General features: G+C 70.4%; 14 protein-coding genes, 2 tRNA genes and 1 pseudogene. 14 read left to right on the top strand and 3 right to left on the bottom strand.

What is annotated here, in order from left to right:
* Nucleotides 1-410 precede the first annotated feature (410 nt).
* The 10 genes from dnaN to Q4C85_RS03300 all read left to right on the top strand — a co-directional run bounded on the left by dnaN (nucleotide 411) and on the right by Q4C85_RS03300 (nucleotide 10,230).
* Nucleotides 411-1,544 carry a DNA polymerase III subunit beta gene (gene dnaN, locus Q4C85_RS03345; RefSeq protein WP_303139531.1) on the top strand — a complete coding sequence of 378 codons (1,134 nt, stop codon included), beginning with the start codon at nucleotides 411-413 and terminating at the stop codon, nucleotides 1,542-1,544.
* Between the two features lie 71 nt (nucleotides 1,545-1,615).
* The gene (recF, locus tag Q4C85_RS03340) at nucleotides 1,616-2,830 is read left to right on the top strand and encodes a DNA replication/repair protein RecF (protein ID WP_303139529.1); all 1,215 of its coding nucleotides are present in this window, start codon (nucleotides 1,616-1,618) and stop codon (nucleotides 2,828-2,830) included.
* Nucleotides 2,823-3,449: a DUF721 domain-containing protein gene (locus Q4C85_RS03335; protein WP_303139527.1), complete on the top strand. Its 627-nt coding sequence runs from the start codon at nucleotides 2,823-2,825 to the stop codon at nucleotides 3,447-3,449. The genes recF and Q4C85_RS03335 overlap by 8 nt, the downstream gene beginning before the upstream one ends.
* A 376-nt stretch (nucleotides 3,450-3,825) precedes the next feature.
* Nucleotides 3,826-5,865, top strand: coding sequence for a DNA topoisomerase (ATP-hydrolyzing) subunit B (gene gyrB, locus Q4C85_RS03330; RefSeq protein ID WP_303139525.1), 2,040 nt, complete (start codon nucleotides 3,826-3,828; stop codon nucleotides 5,863-5,865).
* A 51-nt stretch (nucleotides 5,866-5,916) separates the two neighbouring features.
* Nucleotides 5,917-8,571: a DNA gyrase subunit A gene (gene gyrA / locus Q4C85_RS03325; protein ID WP_303139522.1), complete on the top strand. Its 2,655-nt coding sequence runs from the start codon at nucleotides 5,917-5,919 to the stop codon at nucleotides 8,569-8,571.
* Complete coding sequence (locus tag Q4C85_RS03320; protein WP_303139520.1) at nucleotides 8,568-9,026, top strand: DUF3566 domain-containing protein; 459 nt, start codon at nucleotides 8,568-8,570, stop codon at nucleotides 9,024-9,026. Before gyrA ends, Q4C85_RS03320 begins: the two co-directional genes overlap by 4 nt.
* Nucleotides 9,027-9,075: 49 nt before the next feature.
* Nucleotides 9,076-9,149, top strand: a tRNA-Ile gene (locus Q4C85_RS03315).
* Between the two features lie 41 nt (nucleotides 9,150-9,190).
* Entirely contained in the window at nucleotides 9,191-9,313 is a 123-nt protein-coding gene (locus Q4C85_RS03310) for a hypothetical protein (protein WP_303139518.1), read from the top strand.
* 44 nt (nucleotides 9,314-9,357) lie between these two features.
* A tRNA-Ala gene (locus Q4C85_RS03305) sits at nucleotides 9,358-9,433 on the top strand.
* 167 nt (nucleotides 9,434-9,600) lie between these two features.
* Nucleotides 9,601-10,230 (top strand): DUF1345 domain-containing protein, encoded by a 630-nt coding sequence (locus Q4C85_RS03300; RefSeq protein WP_303139516.1) that lies wholly within the window; start codon nucleotides 9,601-9,603, stop codon nucleotides 10,228-10,230.
* A gap of 388 nt (nucleotides 10,231-10,618) precedes the next feature.
* Here the strand turns inward: Q4C85_RS03300 and Q4C85_RS03295 are convergent, their stop codons facing one another.
* Together Q4C85_RS03295 and Q4C85_RS03290 are read right to left on the bottom strand one after the other, a co-directional pair.
* Nucleotides 10,619-11,452 carry a rhomboid family intramembrane serine protease gene (locus Q4C85_RS03295; protein WP_303139513.1) on the bottom strand — a complete coding sequence of 278 codons (834 nt, stop codon included), beginning with the start codon at nucleotides 11,450-11,452 and terminating at the stop codon, nucleotides 10,619-10,621.
* Nucleotides 11,453-11,558: 106 nt separating this feature from the next.
* Complete coding sequence (locus tag Q4C85_RS03290; protein WP_303139511.1) at nucleotides 11,559-12,080, bottom strand: peptidylprolyl isomerase; 522 nt, start codon at nucleotides 12,078-12,080, stop codon at nucleotides 11,559-11,561.
* A gap of 163 nt (nucleotides 12,081-12,243) precedes the next feature.
* Between Q4C85_RS03290 and Q4C85_RS03285 the strand changes: the two are divergent.
* Together Q4C85_RS03285 and Q4C85_RS03280 are read left to right on the top strand one after the other, a co-directional pair.
* Nucleotides 12,244-12,774: pseudogene (locus tag Q4C85_RS03285) on the top strand (hypothetical protein); the annotation flags it as partial.
* 313 nt (nucleotides 12,775-13,087) lie between these two features.
* Nucleotides 13,088-13,951, top strand: a complete 864-nt coding sequence (locus Q4C85_RS03280) for an aldo/keto reductase (RefSeq protein WP_303139509.1) — start codon at nucleotides 13,088-13,090, stop codon at nucleotides 13,949-13,951.
* A 108-nt stretch (nucleotides 13,952-14,059) separates the two neighbouring features.
* On the opposite strand, the gene Q4C85_RS03275 is transcribed toward Q4C85_RS03280, so the two are convergent.
* Nucleotides 14,060-14,419, bottom strand: coding sequence for a cell division protein CrgA (locus Q4C85_RS03275; protein ID WP_303139507.1), 360 nt, complete (start codon nucleotides 14,417-14,419; stop codon nucleotides 14,060-14,062).
* 171 nt (nucleotides 14,420-14,590) lie between these two features.
* Here Q4C85_RS03275 and Q4C85_RS03270 point away from each other — a divergent pair, with 171 nt between their 5' ends.
* Together Q4C85_RS03270 and Q4C85_RS03265 are read left to right on the top strand one after the other, a co-directional pair.
* Nucleotides 14,591-15,349 carry a class E sortase gene (locus tag Q4C85_RS03270; protein WP_303139505.1) on the top strand — a complete coding sequence of 253 codons (759 nt, stop codon included), beginning with the start codon at nucleotides 14,591-14,593 and terminating at the stop codon, nucleotides 15,347-15,349.
* Nucleotides 15,349-15,504 (top strand): hypothetical protein, encoded by a 156-nt coding sequence (locus Q4C85_RS03265; RefSeq protein WP_303139503.1) that lies wholly within the window; start codon nucleotides 15,349-15,351, stop codon nucleotides 15,502-15,504. The genes Q4C85_RS03270 and Q4C85_RS03265 overlap by 1 nt, the downstream gene beginning before the upstream one ends.
* The last annotated feature ends 46 nt before the right edge of the window (nucleotides 15,505-15,550 follow it).

Genomic DNA, 15,550 nt, shown 5'->3' with positions numbered 1-15,550 from the left:
CCCCCGTCCGGTGCTTATCCACCGCGGGGCACCGTGGTCCACCGAACCACACGTCTGTGACTCCACATCCTCCACGGGCCCGGTTCCGGCCAGGACCCGGGTTATCCACAGGATCCACACCTCCTACAACACCTACACTCCCTGTTCTTCGCGCGTGTCATCGTTCAACCGCACGAGGCGCCGCCGGCCCCGGGCGCCCGGGGCCGGCGGGGGCGTCGGGTGGGCAGGTCGCGGTGAGCCTGGGCTTCTGGGCCACTGAGGAATCCATCATTTACACTCCTCGTGGATCACCCTGTCCGCGACCAGGCGGGGGTGCGACACACCGCCACAATGACCATCACAACAAGCAGTGACCAGCAGTGACGAGCACTGCGTCGAGCCCCCTGGCCCGATCACACGAGGAGAAGCACATGAAGCTGAGGGTCGATCGCGACGTCCTGGCCGAGGCCGTGACCTGGACGGCCCGGTCCGTACCCGCGCGGCCGCCCGTACCGGTCCTGGCCGGTGTGCGCCTGGAGTCCAAGGGCGCCAGCCTCGTGCTGGCCTCCTTCGACTACGAGGTATCAGCCCGCTGCGAGGTGGCCGCCGACATCGAGGAGGAGGGGCTCGTCCTCGTCTCGGGCCGTCTCCTGGCCGAGATCGCCAAGGCCCTGCCCTCCAAGCCCGTCGACCTCGAGGTCGAGGGCTCGAAGATGACCGTGTCCTGCGGCTCCTCGCGCTTCTCGCTGGCCGCCATGGCGGCCGAGGACTACCCGGCGCTGCCGGTCATGCCCGGTGTGGCCGGGACGGTCGACGCCCACGACCTGGCCCAGGCGGTCTCGCAGGTCTCCATCGCCGCCTCCCGAGACGAGACCCTCCCCCTGCTCACCAGTGTCCAGATCGAGGTCGACGGTGAGTCGCTCACCCTCATGGCCACCGACCGCTATCGGCTGGCGGTGCGCGAGATGACCTGGTCGCCCCAGGACACCTCGCTGTCGACACGGGCCCTGCTCAAGGCCCGCACCCTGTCCGACGTCGCCAAGTCGCTGACCACCGCCGGGGAGGTGACCGTGGCACTGACCGAGTCGGGCTCGGCCTCCTCCAGCCTCATCGGCTTCGAGGCCGGCGGCCGGCGCACCACGAGCCTGCTCACCGACGGCGACTACCCGCCGGTCCTGCGGCTGTTCCCGGAGACGACGACCATCCACGCCACCGTCGGCCGCGAGGAGCTGATGGCCGCCGTGCGGCGTGTCAGTCTCGTCGCCGACCGCGCCACCCCGATCCACATGGCCTTCACCGAGTCCAACCTCGCCCTGGACGCGGGTGCAGGCGACGACGCTCAGGCCTCCGAGCAGCTCGTCGCCCACCTCGAGGGTGAGGAGATCTCAACGGCCTTCAACCCCGGCTACCTCCTCGACGGGCTGGGGGCGATCAACCGCCCCTACGTGCGCCTCGACTTCACCCACCCCTCCAAGCCCGCGGTCCTGACGGGCATGAGCGCCATCGGGGGCGAGGAGGACACGAGCTTCCGCTACCTCATCATGCCGATCCGCTTCGGTGCGTGATCACCTGACCCGGGCCACCGGGCTCGGGCGCCGACGAGGCCCGGGGGCACCGGGCACGACGGAGGTGAGCGGTGCACGTCTCTGACCTCGCGCTCGACGACTTCCGCTCCTACCACCACCTCGTCGTGTCGCTGGAGCCCGGCCCCAACGCCTTCGTCGGCGCCAACGGGCAGGGCAAGACCAACCTGCTCGAGGCCATCGGCTACCTGTCGACGCTGGCCAGCCACCGCGTGGGGGCAGACACCGCCCTCGTACGGCGCGCCGCCCCCGGCACGCCCCAGCCCTCGGGCGCCGTCGTGCGGGCCAGGGTCGTCCACGGGCAGCGGCCCAGCGTCGTCGAGGTCGAGATCATTGCGGGCAAGGCCAACCGTGCCCGGCTCAACCGCGGACAGGTGCGCCCCCGCGAGATCCTGGGGGTCCTGCGCACGGTCGTCTTCGCCCCCGAGGACCTGGCCCTGGTGCGTGAGGAGCCGGGCCTGCGCCGTCGCTTTCTCGACGACCTTGTCGTCGTCCTCAAGCCGGCGCTCGCCGGGGTGCGGGCCGAGCACGACAAGATCCTCGCCCAGCGGGCCAGCCTGCTCAAGGCCGCCCGGGCCGCCTCGCGCGGCTCGACGCCGCCGGAGTCGATGATGTCGACCCTCGAGGTCTGGGACGCCCAGCTCGCGGCGGCCGCCGCCCGCCTCATCGCCGCACGGGTTGACGTCCTGGACCGGCTGCGCCCCTGGATCGCCTCGTCCTACGAGCGGGTCAGCCGCGGACAGTCCGCGGCCACGGCGGTCTACCGCTCGAGCCTGCTCCTCCACGAGGGGGCGCCCGAGCCGGCGCCCGGCGACCGGCCGCCGCCCGCTGCGCAGGCCGAGCTGGGTGACACCGCTGCGACCGCGGCGCGTCTCGAGGCGGCCATGGCCGCCCTGCGTCGCCGGGAGATCGAGCGGGGAGCCAACCTCGTGGGCGCCCACCGCGACGACATGAGCCTGTTCCTGGGAGACCTGCCGGCGCGGGGCTTCGCCTCGCACGGCGAGCAGTGGTCGCTGGCCCTGGCCCTGCGACTGGCCTCCTACGAGATGCTGCGCCACGACGTGGATGCCTACGGCGGCGACGGCGAGCCGGTGCTCATCCTCGACGACGTCTTCGCCTCCCTGGACGCCGGCCGGCGCGAGGCCCTGGCCGAGCTCGTCGGGCAGGCCGGTCAGGTCCTCGTGTCGGCTGCCGTGGACGAGGACGTCCCCGCCCAGCTGCGCGGGACGCGCTTCACCGTCTCCCAGGGGGAGGCGACCCGTGCCTGACCCGACCCGCCCGACCGGGCCCGAGGGTGTGGGGCCCGGTGATGAGCTGGCCCGCCGCTCGGTGGCCCGGGAGCGGGGTCGGGCCTGGGAGGCCGGCACCGGGCGGCGGGCCCTGCCCCGCCGGGGGCCGGGCGAGGACGGGGTGGCCGCCTGGGACGAGCGCCGTCGGCACCCGGCACCCGGCGAGCCCCTCGAGGACGGCACCGACCGGGGCCCGGGCCTGCCCCCCGGACGGGACCGTCCAGGGCCCACCCGCTTCGACCCGCGCACCGGCGGGGCCGACTTGCGCCGCTACGCACGCACCCACGGCTGGGCCTCCCGGCTGGAGGTCGCCTCGGTGTCGGTGCGCTGGAGCGAGATCGTCGGAGAGCGGATCGCCGAGCACGCGGTCATCGAGTCCTTCGAGCCCGGGCGCCTGACCCTACGCGCCTCCTCCTCGGCCTGGGCCCAGCAGCTGCGCCTGCTCCTGCCCACCATCGAGGCCCAGGTCGCCGCGGCGCTCGGACCCGAGGGGGGCGCCCTGGAGATCCGGGTGCTCGGCCCCGCCGGCCCGACCTGGCGCCACGGCCGCTTCGGCGGCGCCCGAGGGGGGCGCGGGCCCCGCGACACCTACGGGTAGGGGCCCCTCGGGCCCAGCCGGCCCCGGGCGCGGGCAGGGCCTGTCCGCGCCCGGGTGACGCTGCACACTCCCCAACTCGGGCGTCCTGAGGTGGTTGACCGGGTCGTTCACGGTAGAATCGCCACGGAGAACGCCCATGGTGCGCCCAGGGCCGCGTTCAGGTACCCCACCTACACGCCCGGGGTTCATGGCCTGTCATGGGCGTGACACGTTCGTGATGGGTCTGCGTCGGCCGTGGGGCACAGGACGGGGCCCGCGGGCCCTGTCGACCGCGGTACGCGAACCGCACACGCACCGCGTATGGGAGCGCATAGATGGTGCACCGACGGTGCACATGACGAGGAGCAACGAACACGTGTCTGGACAGGACCTGCCCGTGACCACCACCGGGGCCCTTGAGGACTCGGGCGAGGCGGGCTACGGCGCCTCTGACATCACCGTCCTGGAGGGGCTCGAGGCGGTGCGCAAGCGCCCGGGGATGTACATCGGCTCCACCGGCGAGCGCGGCCTGCACCACCTCGTCTACGAGGTCGTCGACAACGCCGTGGACGAGGCGCTGGCCGGCTACTGCGACCACATCGAGGTCGTCATCCGCGCCGACGGCGGCCTGACAGTCACTGACAACGGCCGCGGGATCCCGGTCGACGAGCACCCCACCGAGCACAAGCCGACCGTCGAGGTGGTCATGACCATCCTCCACGCCGGCGGCAAGTTCGGTGGCGGCGGCTACGCCGTGTCCGGCGGCCTGCACGGCGTGGGTATCTCAGTGGTCAACGCCCTGTCGACCCGGGTCGACACCGAGATCCGCCGCCAGGGGCACGTGTGGCGCATGAGCTTCGGCGACGGCGGCAAGCCCCTGACGCCCCTGGTCCAGGGCGAAGCCACCCAGGAGACCGGTACGACCCAGACCTTCTACCCCGACCCCTCCATCTTCGAGACCGTGGTCTTCGACTACGAGACCCTGCGCCGTCGTTTCCAGCAGATGGCCTTCCTCAACAAGGGCCTGCGCATCACCCTGGTCGACGAGCGCGAGGGTGTCAACGAGGCCGGCGACGAGATCACCGGGGACGAGGCCGGTCCGGCCGACGACCCGGTCAAGGGCCACCGCTTCGTGTCCTACCGCTACGACCACGGGCTGCGCGACTATGTCGCCTTCCTCAACCGCTCCAAGAAGGTCGAGCTCGTCCACCCCGAGATCATCGACTTCGAGGCCGAGCAGTCACTCGACGAGAACCGCTCGATCAGCCTGGAGATCGCCATGCAGTGGACGAGCGCATACTCCGAGTCGGTGCACACCTACGCCAACACGATCAACACGACCGAGGGCGGCACCCACGAGGAGGGATTCCGCACCGCGCTGACGACCCTGGTCAACAAGTACGGCCGCGAGAAGGGCCTCATCAAGGACAAGGACGACAACCTCACCGGCGACGACATCCGCGAGGGGCTGACCGCCGTCATCTCCGTCAAGCTCTCCGAGCCGCAGTTCGAGGGGCAGACCAAGACCAAGCTGGGCAACACCGAGGCGCGCACCTTCGTCCAGCAGACCGTCTACTCCCAGCTCGGCGACTGGCTCGACTCCCACCCCGCCGACGCCAAGGCGGTCGTCCTCAAGGCCGGCCAAGCCGCGGCGGCCCGGCTGGCGGCCCGCAAGGCCCGCGAGGCCACCCGCCGCAAGGGCGTGCTGGAGTCGGCCTCGATGCCCGGCAAGCTGCGCGACTGCTCGAGCCGCAACGCCGCCGACTGTGAGATCTTCATCGTCGAGGGCGACTCGGCCGGCGGCTCGGCCGTCGGCGGCCGCGACCCCGAGCACCAGGCGATCATGCCGATCCGCGGCAAGATCCTCAACGTCGAGAAGGCGCGCCTCGACCGGGCCCTGTCCTCGGACACGATCCGCTCCCTCATCACCGCCTTCGGCACCGGCGTCGGCGAGGACTTCGACATCTCCAAGCTGCGCTACGGCAAGATCGTCATCATGGCCGACGCCGACGTCGACGGCCAGCACATCGCCACCCTGCTGCTCACCCTCCTGTTCCGCTACATGCGGCCCCTCATCGAGCAGGGACACACCTATATCGCCATGCCCCCGCTGTACCGCCTCAAGTGGTCCAATGCCGAGCACGAGTTCGCCTACTCCGACGCCGAGCGCGACAAGCTGCTCGCCGCCGGGGCCGAGGCGGGTCGCCGCCTGCCCAAGGACGGAGGGATCCAGCGCTACAAGGGCCTGGGCGAGATGAACGACCACGAGCTGTGGGAGACGACGATGGACCCCTCGACGCGCATCCTCAAGAAGGTGACCCTCGACGAGGCCGCGGAGGCCGACGAGACCTTCGCCATCCTCATGGGTGACGACGTCGAGCAGCGCCGCTCCTTCATCCAGCGCAACGCCGCCGACGTCCGCTTCCTGGACATCTGAGCGGCACCGACCAGACAAGACCTCCCAGACCTCTGCAGACGAAGGACACCCGTGAGTGACGACGTTGAGCACATGATCGGCGACCAGGGCGCGACGGAGGTGGTCACCACCGACCGCGTCCAGCCCGTCGATCTCCAGATGGAGATGCAGCGCTCCTACCTCGACTACGCGATGAGCGTCATCGTCGGGCGCGCCCTGCCCGACGTGCGCGACGGCCTCAAGCCGGTCCACCGCCGGGTCCTGTACGCCATGTACGACGGGGGCTACCGGCCCACGGCCTCCTTCTCCAAGTCCTCGCGCATCGTCGGCGACGTCATGGGCAACTACCACCCCCACGGCAACGACGCGATTTACGACGCCCTCGCCCGGCTCGTCCAGTGGTGGTCCCTGCGCTACCCGCTCGTGGCCGGGCAGGGCAACTTCGGGACCCCGGGCAACCTGGGCCCGGCCGCCCCCCGGTACACCGAGTGCAAGATGGCACCGCTGGCCATGGAGATGGTCCGCGACATCGACGAGGACGCGGTCGACTTCCAGGACAACTACGACGGGAAGAACCAGGAGCCGACCATCCTGCCGGCGCGCTTCCCCAACCTCCTGGTCAACGGCTCCGAGGGCATCGCCGTGGGCATGGCCACCCGCATCCCCCCGCACAACCTGCGCGAGGTGGCGGCCGGCGTCCAGTGGTTCCTCGACCACCCCCAGGCCAGCCGCGAGGAGCTCCTCGAGGCGCTCATCGAGCGCATCCCGGGCCCCGACTTCCCCACCGGCGCGACGATCCTGGGCCGGCGCGGGATCGAGGAGGCCTACCGCACCGGGCGCGGCTCGATCACCCAGCGCGCGGTCGTCAACGTCGAGGAGATCCAGGGCCGTCAGTGCCTTGTCGTCACCGAGCTGCCCTACCAGGTCAACCCCGACAACCTGGCCGACAAGATCGCCCAGCTCGTCCGCGACGGACAGGTGGGGGGCATCGCCGACATCCGTGACGAGACCTCCGGGCGCACCGGCCAGCGCCTGGTCATCGTGCTCAAGCGCGACGCCGTGGCCAAGGTGGTCCTCAACAACCTGTACAAGCGCACCCCCCTGCAGGACAACTTCCCGGCCAACATGCTCGCCCTGGTCGACGGCGTGCCCCGCACCCTGAGCCTGGACGGATTCGTGCGGCACTGGGTCGACCACCAGATCGAGGTCATCGTGCGCCGCTCGCGCTTCCGGCTGCGCAAGGCCGAGGAGCGACTGCACATCCTGGCCGGGCTCCTGGCGGCCATCGACGCCCTCGACGCGGTCATCGCCCTCATCCGCCGCTCGCCCACGACCGAGGAGGCGCGCAGCGGCCTCATGGGGCTGCTCGGCGTCGACGAGGCCCAGGCCGAGGCGATTCTGTCCCTCCAGCTACGCCGCCTGGCGGCCCTCGAGCGGCTCAAGATCCAGAAGGAGGCCGAGGAGCTCGAGGCGCGGGTGGCCGACCTGCGCGACATCATCGCCTCACCGGGGCGCCAGCGCAGCATCGTCTCCGAGGAGCTGGCCGAGATCGTCGAGAAGTTCGGCGACGAGCGCCGCACCCGCATCGTCCCCTTCGACGGGGAGATGAGCATGGAGGACCTCATCCCCGAAGAAGAGGTCGTCGTCACCATCACCCGCTCGGGCTACGCCAAGCGGACCCGCACCGACGCCTACCGCTCCCAGCACCGCGGCGGCAAGGGGGTCAAGGGCGCCGCCCTGCGCGAGGACGACATCGTCGACCACTTCTTCGTCACGACCACCCACCACTGGCTCCTGTTCTTCACCAACCTGGGGCGGGTCTACCGCGCCAAGGCCTACGAGTTGCCCGAGGGCGGCCGCGACGCCAAGGGCCAGCACGTGGCCAACCTCCTGGCCTTCCAGCCCGGTGAGGAGATCGCCCAGGTCATGGAGCTCAAGGACTACACGCAGGCCGACTACCTCGTTCTGGCCACGCGGCGGGGCCTGGTCAAGAAGACCCGCCTGGGCGAGTACGACTCCAACCGCTCCGGCGGCGTCATCGCCATCAACCTGCGGCAGGACGAGGAGGGCCTGGCCGACGAGCTCGTCTCCGCCCGCCTGCTGTCGGCCGGGCAGGACCTCCTGCTCGTGTCGCACCGTGGCCAGTCGCTGCGCTTCACCGCCTCCGACGAGGCCCTGCGCCCCACCGGCCGGGCAACCAGCGGCGTGACGGGCATGCGATTCCGCGACGGCGACAGCCTGCTGGCCATGGACGTGGTCGACCCCGGCTGGCACGACGCCGACCTGTTCGTCGTCACCGAGGGCGGCTACGCCAAGCGCACCAACGTGGCCGACTACCCGGTCAAGGGGCGCGGGGGCCTGGGCGTCAAGGTCGCCAACCTCGTCGAGGCCCGGGGGGACCTCGTCGGCGCCCTCGTGACCGCCTCGAGCGACGAGGTGCTGTGCATCATGGCCTCGGGCAAGGTGGTGCGCTCCTCGGTCGCCGAGGTCTCCCGCACCGGGCGCGCGACCCAGGGGGTCACCTTCGCCAAGCCCGACGAGGGCGACCGGATCATTGCCGTGGCGCGCAACGCCGAACGTGAACTCGACGGCGACGAGCCGGCCGGCGGCGGTGCCCCGGAGGCCGCGGTCGAGGGCTCCCCGGTGCACGAGGGTCCCGTTGACGCTGCGCCGTCGCTCCCGGACGCGGTATCGTCGGGCGACGACGAGAGTGAGGTCCAGGCATGAGCCAGCCGATGTCCTTCCCGCACGCAGGCGGCGAGACCCCCGCGGCCGAGGCGGCCGCGGGCAGCGCCCCCAAGAAGACGATCGCCGGCCCGCGGCGCGTGCGCCTGTCGCTGACCCGTGTCGACCCGTGGTCGGTGATGAAGGTCTCCTTCCTGCTGAGCGTCGCGGCGGGGATCATGCTCGTCGTCGCCGCCGCATTCGTGTGGTTCATGCTCGACGCCATGCACGTGTTCTCCACCATCCAGGAGCTCGTCGGCACCGTCATGGACTCCGAGTCCAACGCCTACTCGGCGCTGCTCGAGTACATGAAGTTCACGCGGGCCATCTCGATGGCCACCGTCATCGCCGTCGTCAACATCATTCTCACCACCGCTCTGGCCACGATCGGGGCCTTCCTCTACAACGTGACTGCGGCGCTCGTCGGTGGGGTTCATCTCACACTGGCCGACGACTGATCCGATTTGGTGCGCCGTCATCGCAGGGGTTAACCTCTTCGGGTCGCCCGGGCCTATAGCTCAGTTGGTTAGAGCGCATCCCTGATAAGGATGAGGTCGCTGGTTCGAGTCCAGCTAGGCCCACGGTCCGCGGTGGGACGTGAGGAGGGTTCATGAGGAGCCGGATGATCGTCGCAGCCGCGGCTTTCTCGTTTCTGGCCGTGACGGGTTACACCGCATGGCTGAGGATCGAGGCAGCCCGTGCGCAGCGGACCGCGTGGGCCGAGGTCACCGACCCGGTCGACTGATCCGGTCCGCGGACTCCTGCTCCGCCGGGCAGACCAACCCTTGAGGGGCCATGGCGCAATTGGTAGCGCACCTGCTTTGCAAGCAGGGGGTTACGGGTTCGAGTCCCGTTGGCTCCACCACTTGACCCCCACCACTGGTGCCCGCCGTAGGGCGGGCAGTGTCGGTCTCCTGGGCCGTTCCCGCACCAGTGCTCCACCGCCCCGCTCTGGTTCCGCCCTCCTCAGTATGCTCATCCCACCACGTACGACGATGGGGGATGGGATCCATGACGCGCCACCCACGACGAATGAGATGGCCGGACCGCCGTGGTTTACGCTCCGGCCTTGAGGTCGCCCTCGGCATGGCGCTGGGGATGTCCGTCGGCTACTACATCGTAGGGGCGAGCTGGGCCTCGCTGTTGATCTGGCAGATCTTCACAATCCTCTACATCGCCGTCGAGCTCATCATGCCGATGCCCTGCCAGGACAGGTCCCGCCTTCTGGGACGCGGGGTCGCCTGGGCGTGGATCCTTCCCTTCGTGGCCGCGTTCATCGGTCTGGACTCGGCCATCGCCGCCCTGGACCTGGGACGTCACATCACCCACGACCTGACGGCCGCCCTGGAGGCGGGCGCGGCGGCCTTCAGCGTCATTCTGTCCTGGATGCTCATCCACACCGGCTTCGCCGACATCTACCGGGCCATCGACCAGCGCTCGGCAGGCACAAGCCTGGCCTTCCCCGGCGAGCCCGACGAGACCAGCCTCAAGTACCTCTACTTCGCGGTGAGTATCGGTACCTCCTTCGCGGCCAGCGACGTATCGGTCCTCAGCCGCCGTGCCCGGCAGATCACGATCATCCACTCGGTCATCTCATTCTTCTACAACGCCTTCGCCATCGCCGTGGCCTTCCAGGTGTTCCACAAGGTCGCCGGCGCCTGAGTCCCGGCGCGGGCGACCGGCCTCAACCCACAGGCCGCCCGCCCTGGGCATGCACAGGCAGTGGAGGTCGGCGTCCCCATCATGTGTGTCCCCAGCTGTGGGTAAGGATGTGGCTTCTCGCGCCGATTGTCCCCACCTGTGGACTGGCCTGTGGAGAATGACAGAGGTGTTGTTCCACAGGTGTGTGCACAGCTGTGGAGGAATGACACCACTGTGCTTCCCCAGCTTCCACAAGCGGGGACAACCCTGTGGATAAGTGTTCGAGGCTGTGGGGCGGCACGCTCCTGCGCCCCCGGAGGCGCACCAGACCGGCCATGGATCGGCGACCCACGGGTCGCCCCTCCATGGCCGGTCCTTGGCCCCGACGGGCTTGGGGTGCCCGAGCGCCTCAGAGGAGGGCGGCGCGCACGGCGATGAGGGCCAGCAGCACGGCGCCGACGGCCACGGTGCCGCCGACGCCGTACAGGGTGCGGCGTGGGCGGGGGGCCCAGGCGTAGACCGCGGCGAGGAGCCCGCCGGTCAGCAGTCCCCCGAGGTGGCCCTGCCAGGAGATGTTGGCGCCGATGAAGGACACGACGACGTTGACCGCGACCAGCCCGACGATCGCCGAGGTGTCCCGGCCGAGACGGCGCTCAATGATGAACAGGGCGGCGAACAGCCCGAAGACCGCCCCGGAGGCGCCCACGGTGCCGCCGTACCACGCGGTGGGCGAGGCCGGGGAGGCCAGCCAGTAGATCGCCACCGATCCCCCGACCGCGCTCAGTGCGGTCAGAGCGGCGAAGCGCCACCGGCCCAGCACCTGCTCCAGGGAGTGGCCCAGCACCCACAGCGCCCACATGTTGAAAGCCAGGTGCATGAGGGAGCCGTGGAGCAGTGCCGTGGTCAGGAAGCGCCAGGGCTGGGCGACCGCCAGCGCCGGCACGAAGTGGAAGTTGCCGGCCAGGCCCGGCATCGCGAGCTGTACGACATAGGACACCACGCAGACGCCGACGAGGATCTTGGTGACGAGCGCGTCGTTGACGACCGTGCCCCCCAGGACGGTGCGCACCCCGCGGCGCTGGGCGCGGGCGGAGGCCGCACAGTCGACGCAGTGCACCCCCACGGCGCTGGGCACCTGGCAGGACGGGCAGGTCGGGCGCGAGCAGCGTTGGCAGCGCACGTAGGCCACCCGCTCCGGGTGCCGCGGGCACACCGGGAGCTCGGAACCGTTCTGCTCGGTCATGTCGGTCTCCTCTCGGGACGGCGACGCCGCCGGTCCGTGTCGGCCGACGGCGTCATTGTGTCCCGCCGTCGTCGGTGGACGGCCGTGCGCGCGTGGCGCACCGGGCTCAGGGCGTGACGGACACCGACGTGATGACGACATCCTCCAGCGGGCGGTCGCGGGGGTCGGTCGACACCGCCGAGATGGCATCGACGACCTTGCGCGAGGCCTCGTCGGCGACCGCCCCGAAGATCGTGTGCTTGCCCTGGAGCCACTCGGTGGGCGAGGTCGTGATGAAGAACTGGGAGCCGTTCGTGCCCTTGCCCAGACGGCGCCCGGCGTTGGCCATGGCCAGGACGTACGGGGAGGTGAAGGTCAGGGACGGGTCGATCTCGTCGTCGAACTGGTAGCCCGGGCCGCCGGTGCCGGTGCCCAGCGGGTCGCCGCCCTGGATCATGAAGCCGGGGATGACACGGTGGAAGACGACGCCGTCGTAGAGAGGGGCGGTGGACTCCTCACCCGTGCGCGGGTCCGTCCAGGTCTTGGCGCCGGTGGCCAGGTCCACGAAGTTCGAGACGGTCACGGGGGCCTGGTCGGGGTAGAGCTCGAGTCGAATGTCGCCGAGGGTGGTGTGCAGTGTGGCTTCCATAGGCGTCATCGTTGCACGTCATCGGCCAATGGTCGGCGACGCGCTCAGGCGCGCGACCGTGTTCACCCCAGGCAAAACGGCACGGCGCCAAGTGTGTGGGATCGTGTCGGGGGTGCGACCATTGCACCCAAGCACACGCACCGTCCTGAGCAGGGAGACAGCCATGGTGTCCTGTAAGACCCTTGAGAAGACGATTCCCGCGGAGCAGCTCCGCGACGAGGCCGCAGCCCTCGCCGACAGCCTCGTCGTGCGCGCCGAGCGCGCCGCGAACTGGGCTGCTCCACGTGTCGTACGGGCCCGCGAGGAGGTCGCCAAGGCGGCCCGGGAGGCCCAGCTGCGCGCTCAGCCGGTCGTCGACGAGGCGCGCAGCCGAGTCGTGGAGGACTATGTCCCCGCCGCGCAGCGCGCCGCCGTCGCCGCCCAGGCCGCTGCCACCACCGAGGGCACGCTGACCGAGCGCGCCCAGCGCATCGCCGTCGCCGCGAGGAACGCGGCGCTCGAGATCCCGGAGGTACCCGTGAAGAAGAAGCACACCGTCCTCAAGACCCTCGGCTGGCTCACGCTGGCCGGCGCCGCCGCCGGTGCCGCCTACGTCGTGTGGCGCCGCAGCCAGCCCGTGGAGGACCCGTGGGCCGAGGAGTACTGGGCCGACACCCCCGAGGAGTCCTCGGAGGCCCCCGCCCCCGAGGAGTCGACGGGGTCCCCCCCGCCCCCGAGCCCCCCGCCGCTCAGTGAGCCACGGCGGCGCGGTCCTCGCCGCGCCGCCACACCCGTCGGCGACCCCGCTTCCGCACGGACAGGAGCGGGGTGCCGTCGGCATGACCGCCTGCCGGGCCGCGCCCCGGGGTCGGCTCTGCGCCCCGCCGTGTCATATGTGTCGTATGTACCGATCTCGGGGTGTCATATGTCCCGATCTCGGCGAGGCAGTGGGTCCGGGGTCATGTTGCTGGCCGGTGTTGCCGGCCCGTGTGCCCCACCCCGTGGAATCGGTCCTTTAGGCTGAGGACATGAGCCCGCACCCCTGGCCCGCGCTGCGCATCACCCACGGCACGTCAACCGCCGGCCTCGTGTCGATCCCGCAGCTCGGATTCGGGACCTACAAGATCGGCGATGACGAGGTGGAGCGGGCCGTCGGCCAGGCTCTCGAGGTCGGCTACCGGCACATCGACACCGCTCAGATGTACGGCAACGAGGCCGGAGTCGGGCGCGCCCTGAGGGCCAGCGGCATCCCCCGGGAGCAGCTGTGGATCACCTCGAAGCTCGACAACCCCAACCACCGGCGTGACGACGCCCTGCGCAGTTTCGAGACCTCGATGGAGGCCTTGGGCCTCGAGGTGCTCGACCTGTTCCTCATCCACTGGCCGCTGGCGGACTCCCCGGGCATCGACCTGGTCGACACGTGGCGCACGATGATCGAGATCCTCGAGTCGGGCCGGGTGCGGGCCATCGGTGTGTCCAACTTCCAGGCCGAGCACCTGCGCACGATCATCGCCGCCACGGGCGTGCGGCCGGCGGTCAACCAGATCGAGCTCCACCCCTACCTCACCCAGATTCCTCTGCGCGAGCTGCACGCCGAGCTCGGCATCATCACGCAGTCCTGGTCGCCCCTGGGGCGCGGCCGCCTCCTTGCGGACCCGGTCGTCGCCGCCGTGGCCGCCGATCTCGGGGTCACCCCCGCCCAGGTCATCATCCGCTGGCACATCGAGCACGGGCTGGTCGTCATCCCCAAGACCGTCGACCCCCACAGGGCGCGCCTCAACGCCGAGGTGTGGTCCATCGAGCTCGACCGGTCCGCGATGAGCGCGCTGGACGGCCTGGACCGGGGCCTGCGGACCGGATCACACCCCGACCGGGTCCAACGCGGGGTCTGACACTGGATGAGTGAGTCCCAGGGGTGGGAGACACGGGCAGGGCGGCAGGAGTCCGGGACCCGTCTCACCCAACGCGCCCCTTGGGATCGATCATCGAGGACCGGCCGGTCACCTCCAGCGCAGCAGCCCCAGGAAGCCGAGCATCATGATGACGAAACCGAGGTAGAGGTTGCCGTTGACGAGCCAGTCGCTGGCGTGGTGCTCCACAAAGTAGGGAAGCGGGTACTCGCCCTTGAACAGGTAGGTGACGACCACCCACAGCAGGCCGATGACCATGATCGCCACCATGCTCGGGGCGTACCAGCGGGGGGAGCCGGTCGCCTTGACCTTGCGGGGCACGCGCGAGACGCGGTTGGCCGAGGCGCGGGACTCCTCGATGCGCTTCCTCTCCGCGGCGGCCTTCGCCGGGTTGCCCGAGCGCCGGGATGCGGACGAGGCCGGCTTGACGGACTTCTTGGACAGGGCCACGGGAGACTCCTCATGGTCGGCACGGGCCGGGCTGTCCGACTCGTGACTTGACGTGCACTGCGCCTAGCCTAGGGCATGGGTGGCCGTCCACGGCCGATGGTCCCCCATCCGGCGGGCCCGCACCGGGCCCTAGACTGGTGCCCGCACAACCGGTGACGATCAGGAGGACCGATGGCAAACCGTCACGCAGTCGGCGGTCGACGGCGCAGACGCGGCATCGACGTCGTCGTCACCTCGGTCGGGGAGCTGCTCATCACGGCCGGGCTCATCGTTGCCCTCTTCCTGGTCTGGCAGCTGTGGTGGACGGGCATCGACGCGACCGCCAAGGCCGATGTCCACGCGAGCGCCTTCGAGCAGACGCAGGTCGACTCCCCCCAGATCGAGGGGCCCAAGTACACCGACAACCCTCCGGCCTTCACACCGGTGGGATACGGGGAGACCATCGGCATGCTCATCGTGCCGGCATGGTACGGCGTGACGAACAACAACATGCCGGTCCTCGAGGGCACGGGCAATGACGTCCTCGACCAGGCGGCCGCCGGCCACTACCGGGAGACGCAGCAGGTCGGTGAGCTCGGCAACTTCGCCGTCGCCGGGCACCGGCGCACGAACGGCAACTCCTTCCTGCGCGTCGACCGGCTCGAGGAGGGCGATGAGGTGATCATCGCCACGAAGGACACGTGGTATGTCTACGTCGTCACCGGGCACGAGATCGTCGAGCCCACCGACGTCGACGTCATCGCCCCCGTCCCCGGTGACCCCTCGGCCGCCCCGATCGAGAGGATGCTGACGATGACCACCTGTCACTCCCTGACCACCGGCGAGTGGGGCAATGACCACCGGTGGATCACCCACGCCACCTTCTCCTACTGGATGCCCCGCGCCGAGGGCCGCCCCGCCTCTGTCCTCAACGACCCGGGGGTCAACTGATGTACGGCTGGATCTGGCGCCACCTGCCCGGGCCCACGTGGTTCAAGCTCATCGAGGCCCTCGCCCTGACGGCACTGGTCGTCCTGGGCCTGTTCGAGTTCGTCTTCCCCTGGGCCAACGAGACCTTCCACCTGACCGGCGAGGCCACGGTCTGACAGTCCTCATCGAGGGCGGTGACGGCGGGAGGGCGCGACAGCCTCA

The sequence above is a fragment of the Actinomyces sp. genome, assembly GCF_030524025.1.
In the GTDB taxonomy this organism is placed as follows: Bacteria; Actinomycetota; Actinomycetes; order Actinomycetales; family Actinomycetaceae; genus Actinomyces.
The sequence above is the reverse complement of the archived record's forward strand: the minus strand, read 5'-3'. Positions and strand labels throughout refer to the sequence as shown.

Excerpts from the sequence above, each read along its gene's own strand:
- Q4C85_RS03295 (WP_303139513.1), bottom strand. The coding sequence starts at position 11,452 with ATGACCGAGCAGAACGGTTCCGAGCTCCCGGTGTGCCCGCGGCACCCG.
- Q4C85_RS03265 (WP_303139503.1), top strand. The coding sequence starts at position 15,349 with ATGTACGGCTGGATCTGGCGCCACCTGCCCGGGCCCACGTGGTTCAAG.
- dnaN (WP_303139531.1), top strand. The coding sequence starts at position 411 with ATGAAGCTGAGGGTCGATCGCGACGTCCTGGCCGAGGCCGTGACCTGG.
- Q4C85_RS03270 (WP_303139505.1), top strand. The coding sequence starts at position 14,591 with ATGGCAAACCGTCACGCAGTCGGCGGTCGACGGCGCAGACGCGGCATC.
- Q4C85_RS03320 (WP_303139520.1), top strand. The coding sequence starts at position 8,568 with ATGAGCCAGCCGATGTCCTTCCCGCACGCAGGCGGCGAGACCCCCGCG.
- Q4C85_RS03300 (WP_303139516.1), top strand. The coding sequence starts at position 9,601 with ATGAGATGGCCGGACCGCCGTGGTTTACGCTCCGGCCTTGAGGTCGCC.
- Q4C85_RS03310 (WP_303139518.1), top strand. The coding sequence starts at position 9,191 with ATGATCGTCGCAGCCGCGGCTTTCTCGTTTCTGGCCGTGACGGGTTAC.
- Q4C85_RS03280 (WP_303139509.1), top strand. The coding sequence starts at position 13,088 with ATGAGCCCGCACCCCTGGCCCGCGCTGCGCATCACCCACGGCACGTCA.
- Q4C85_RS03290 (WP_303139511.1), bottom strand. The coding sequence starts at position 12,080 with ATGGAAGCCACACTGCACACCACCCTCGGCGACATTCGACTCGAGCTC.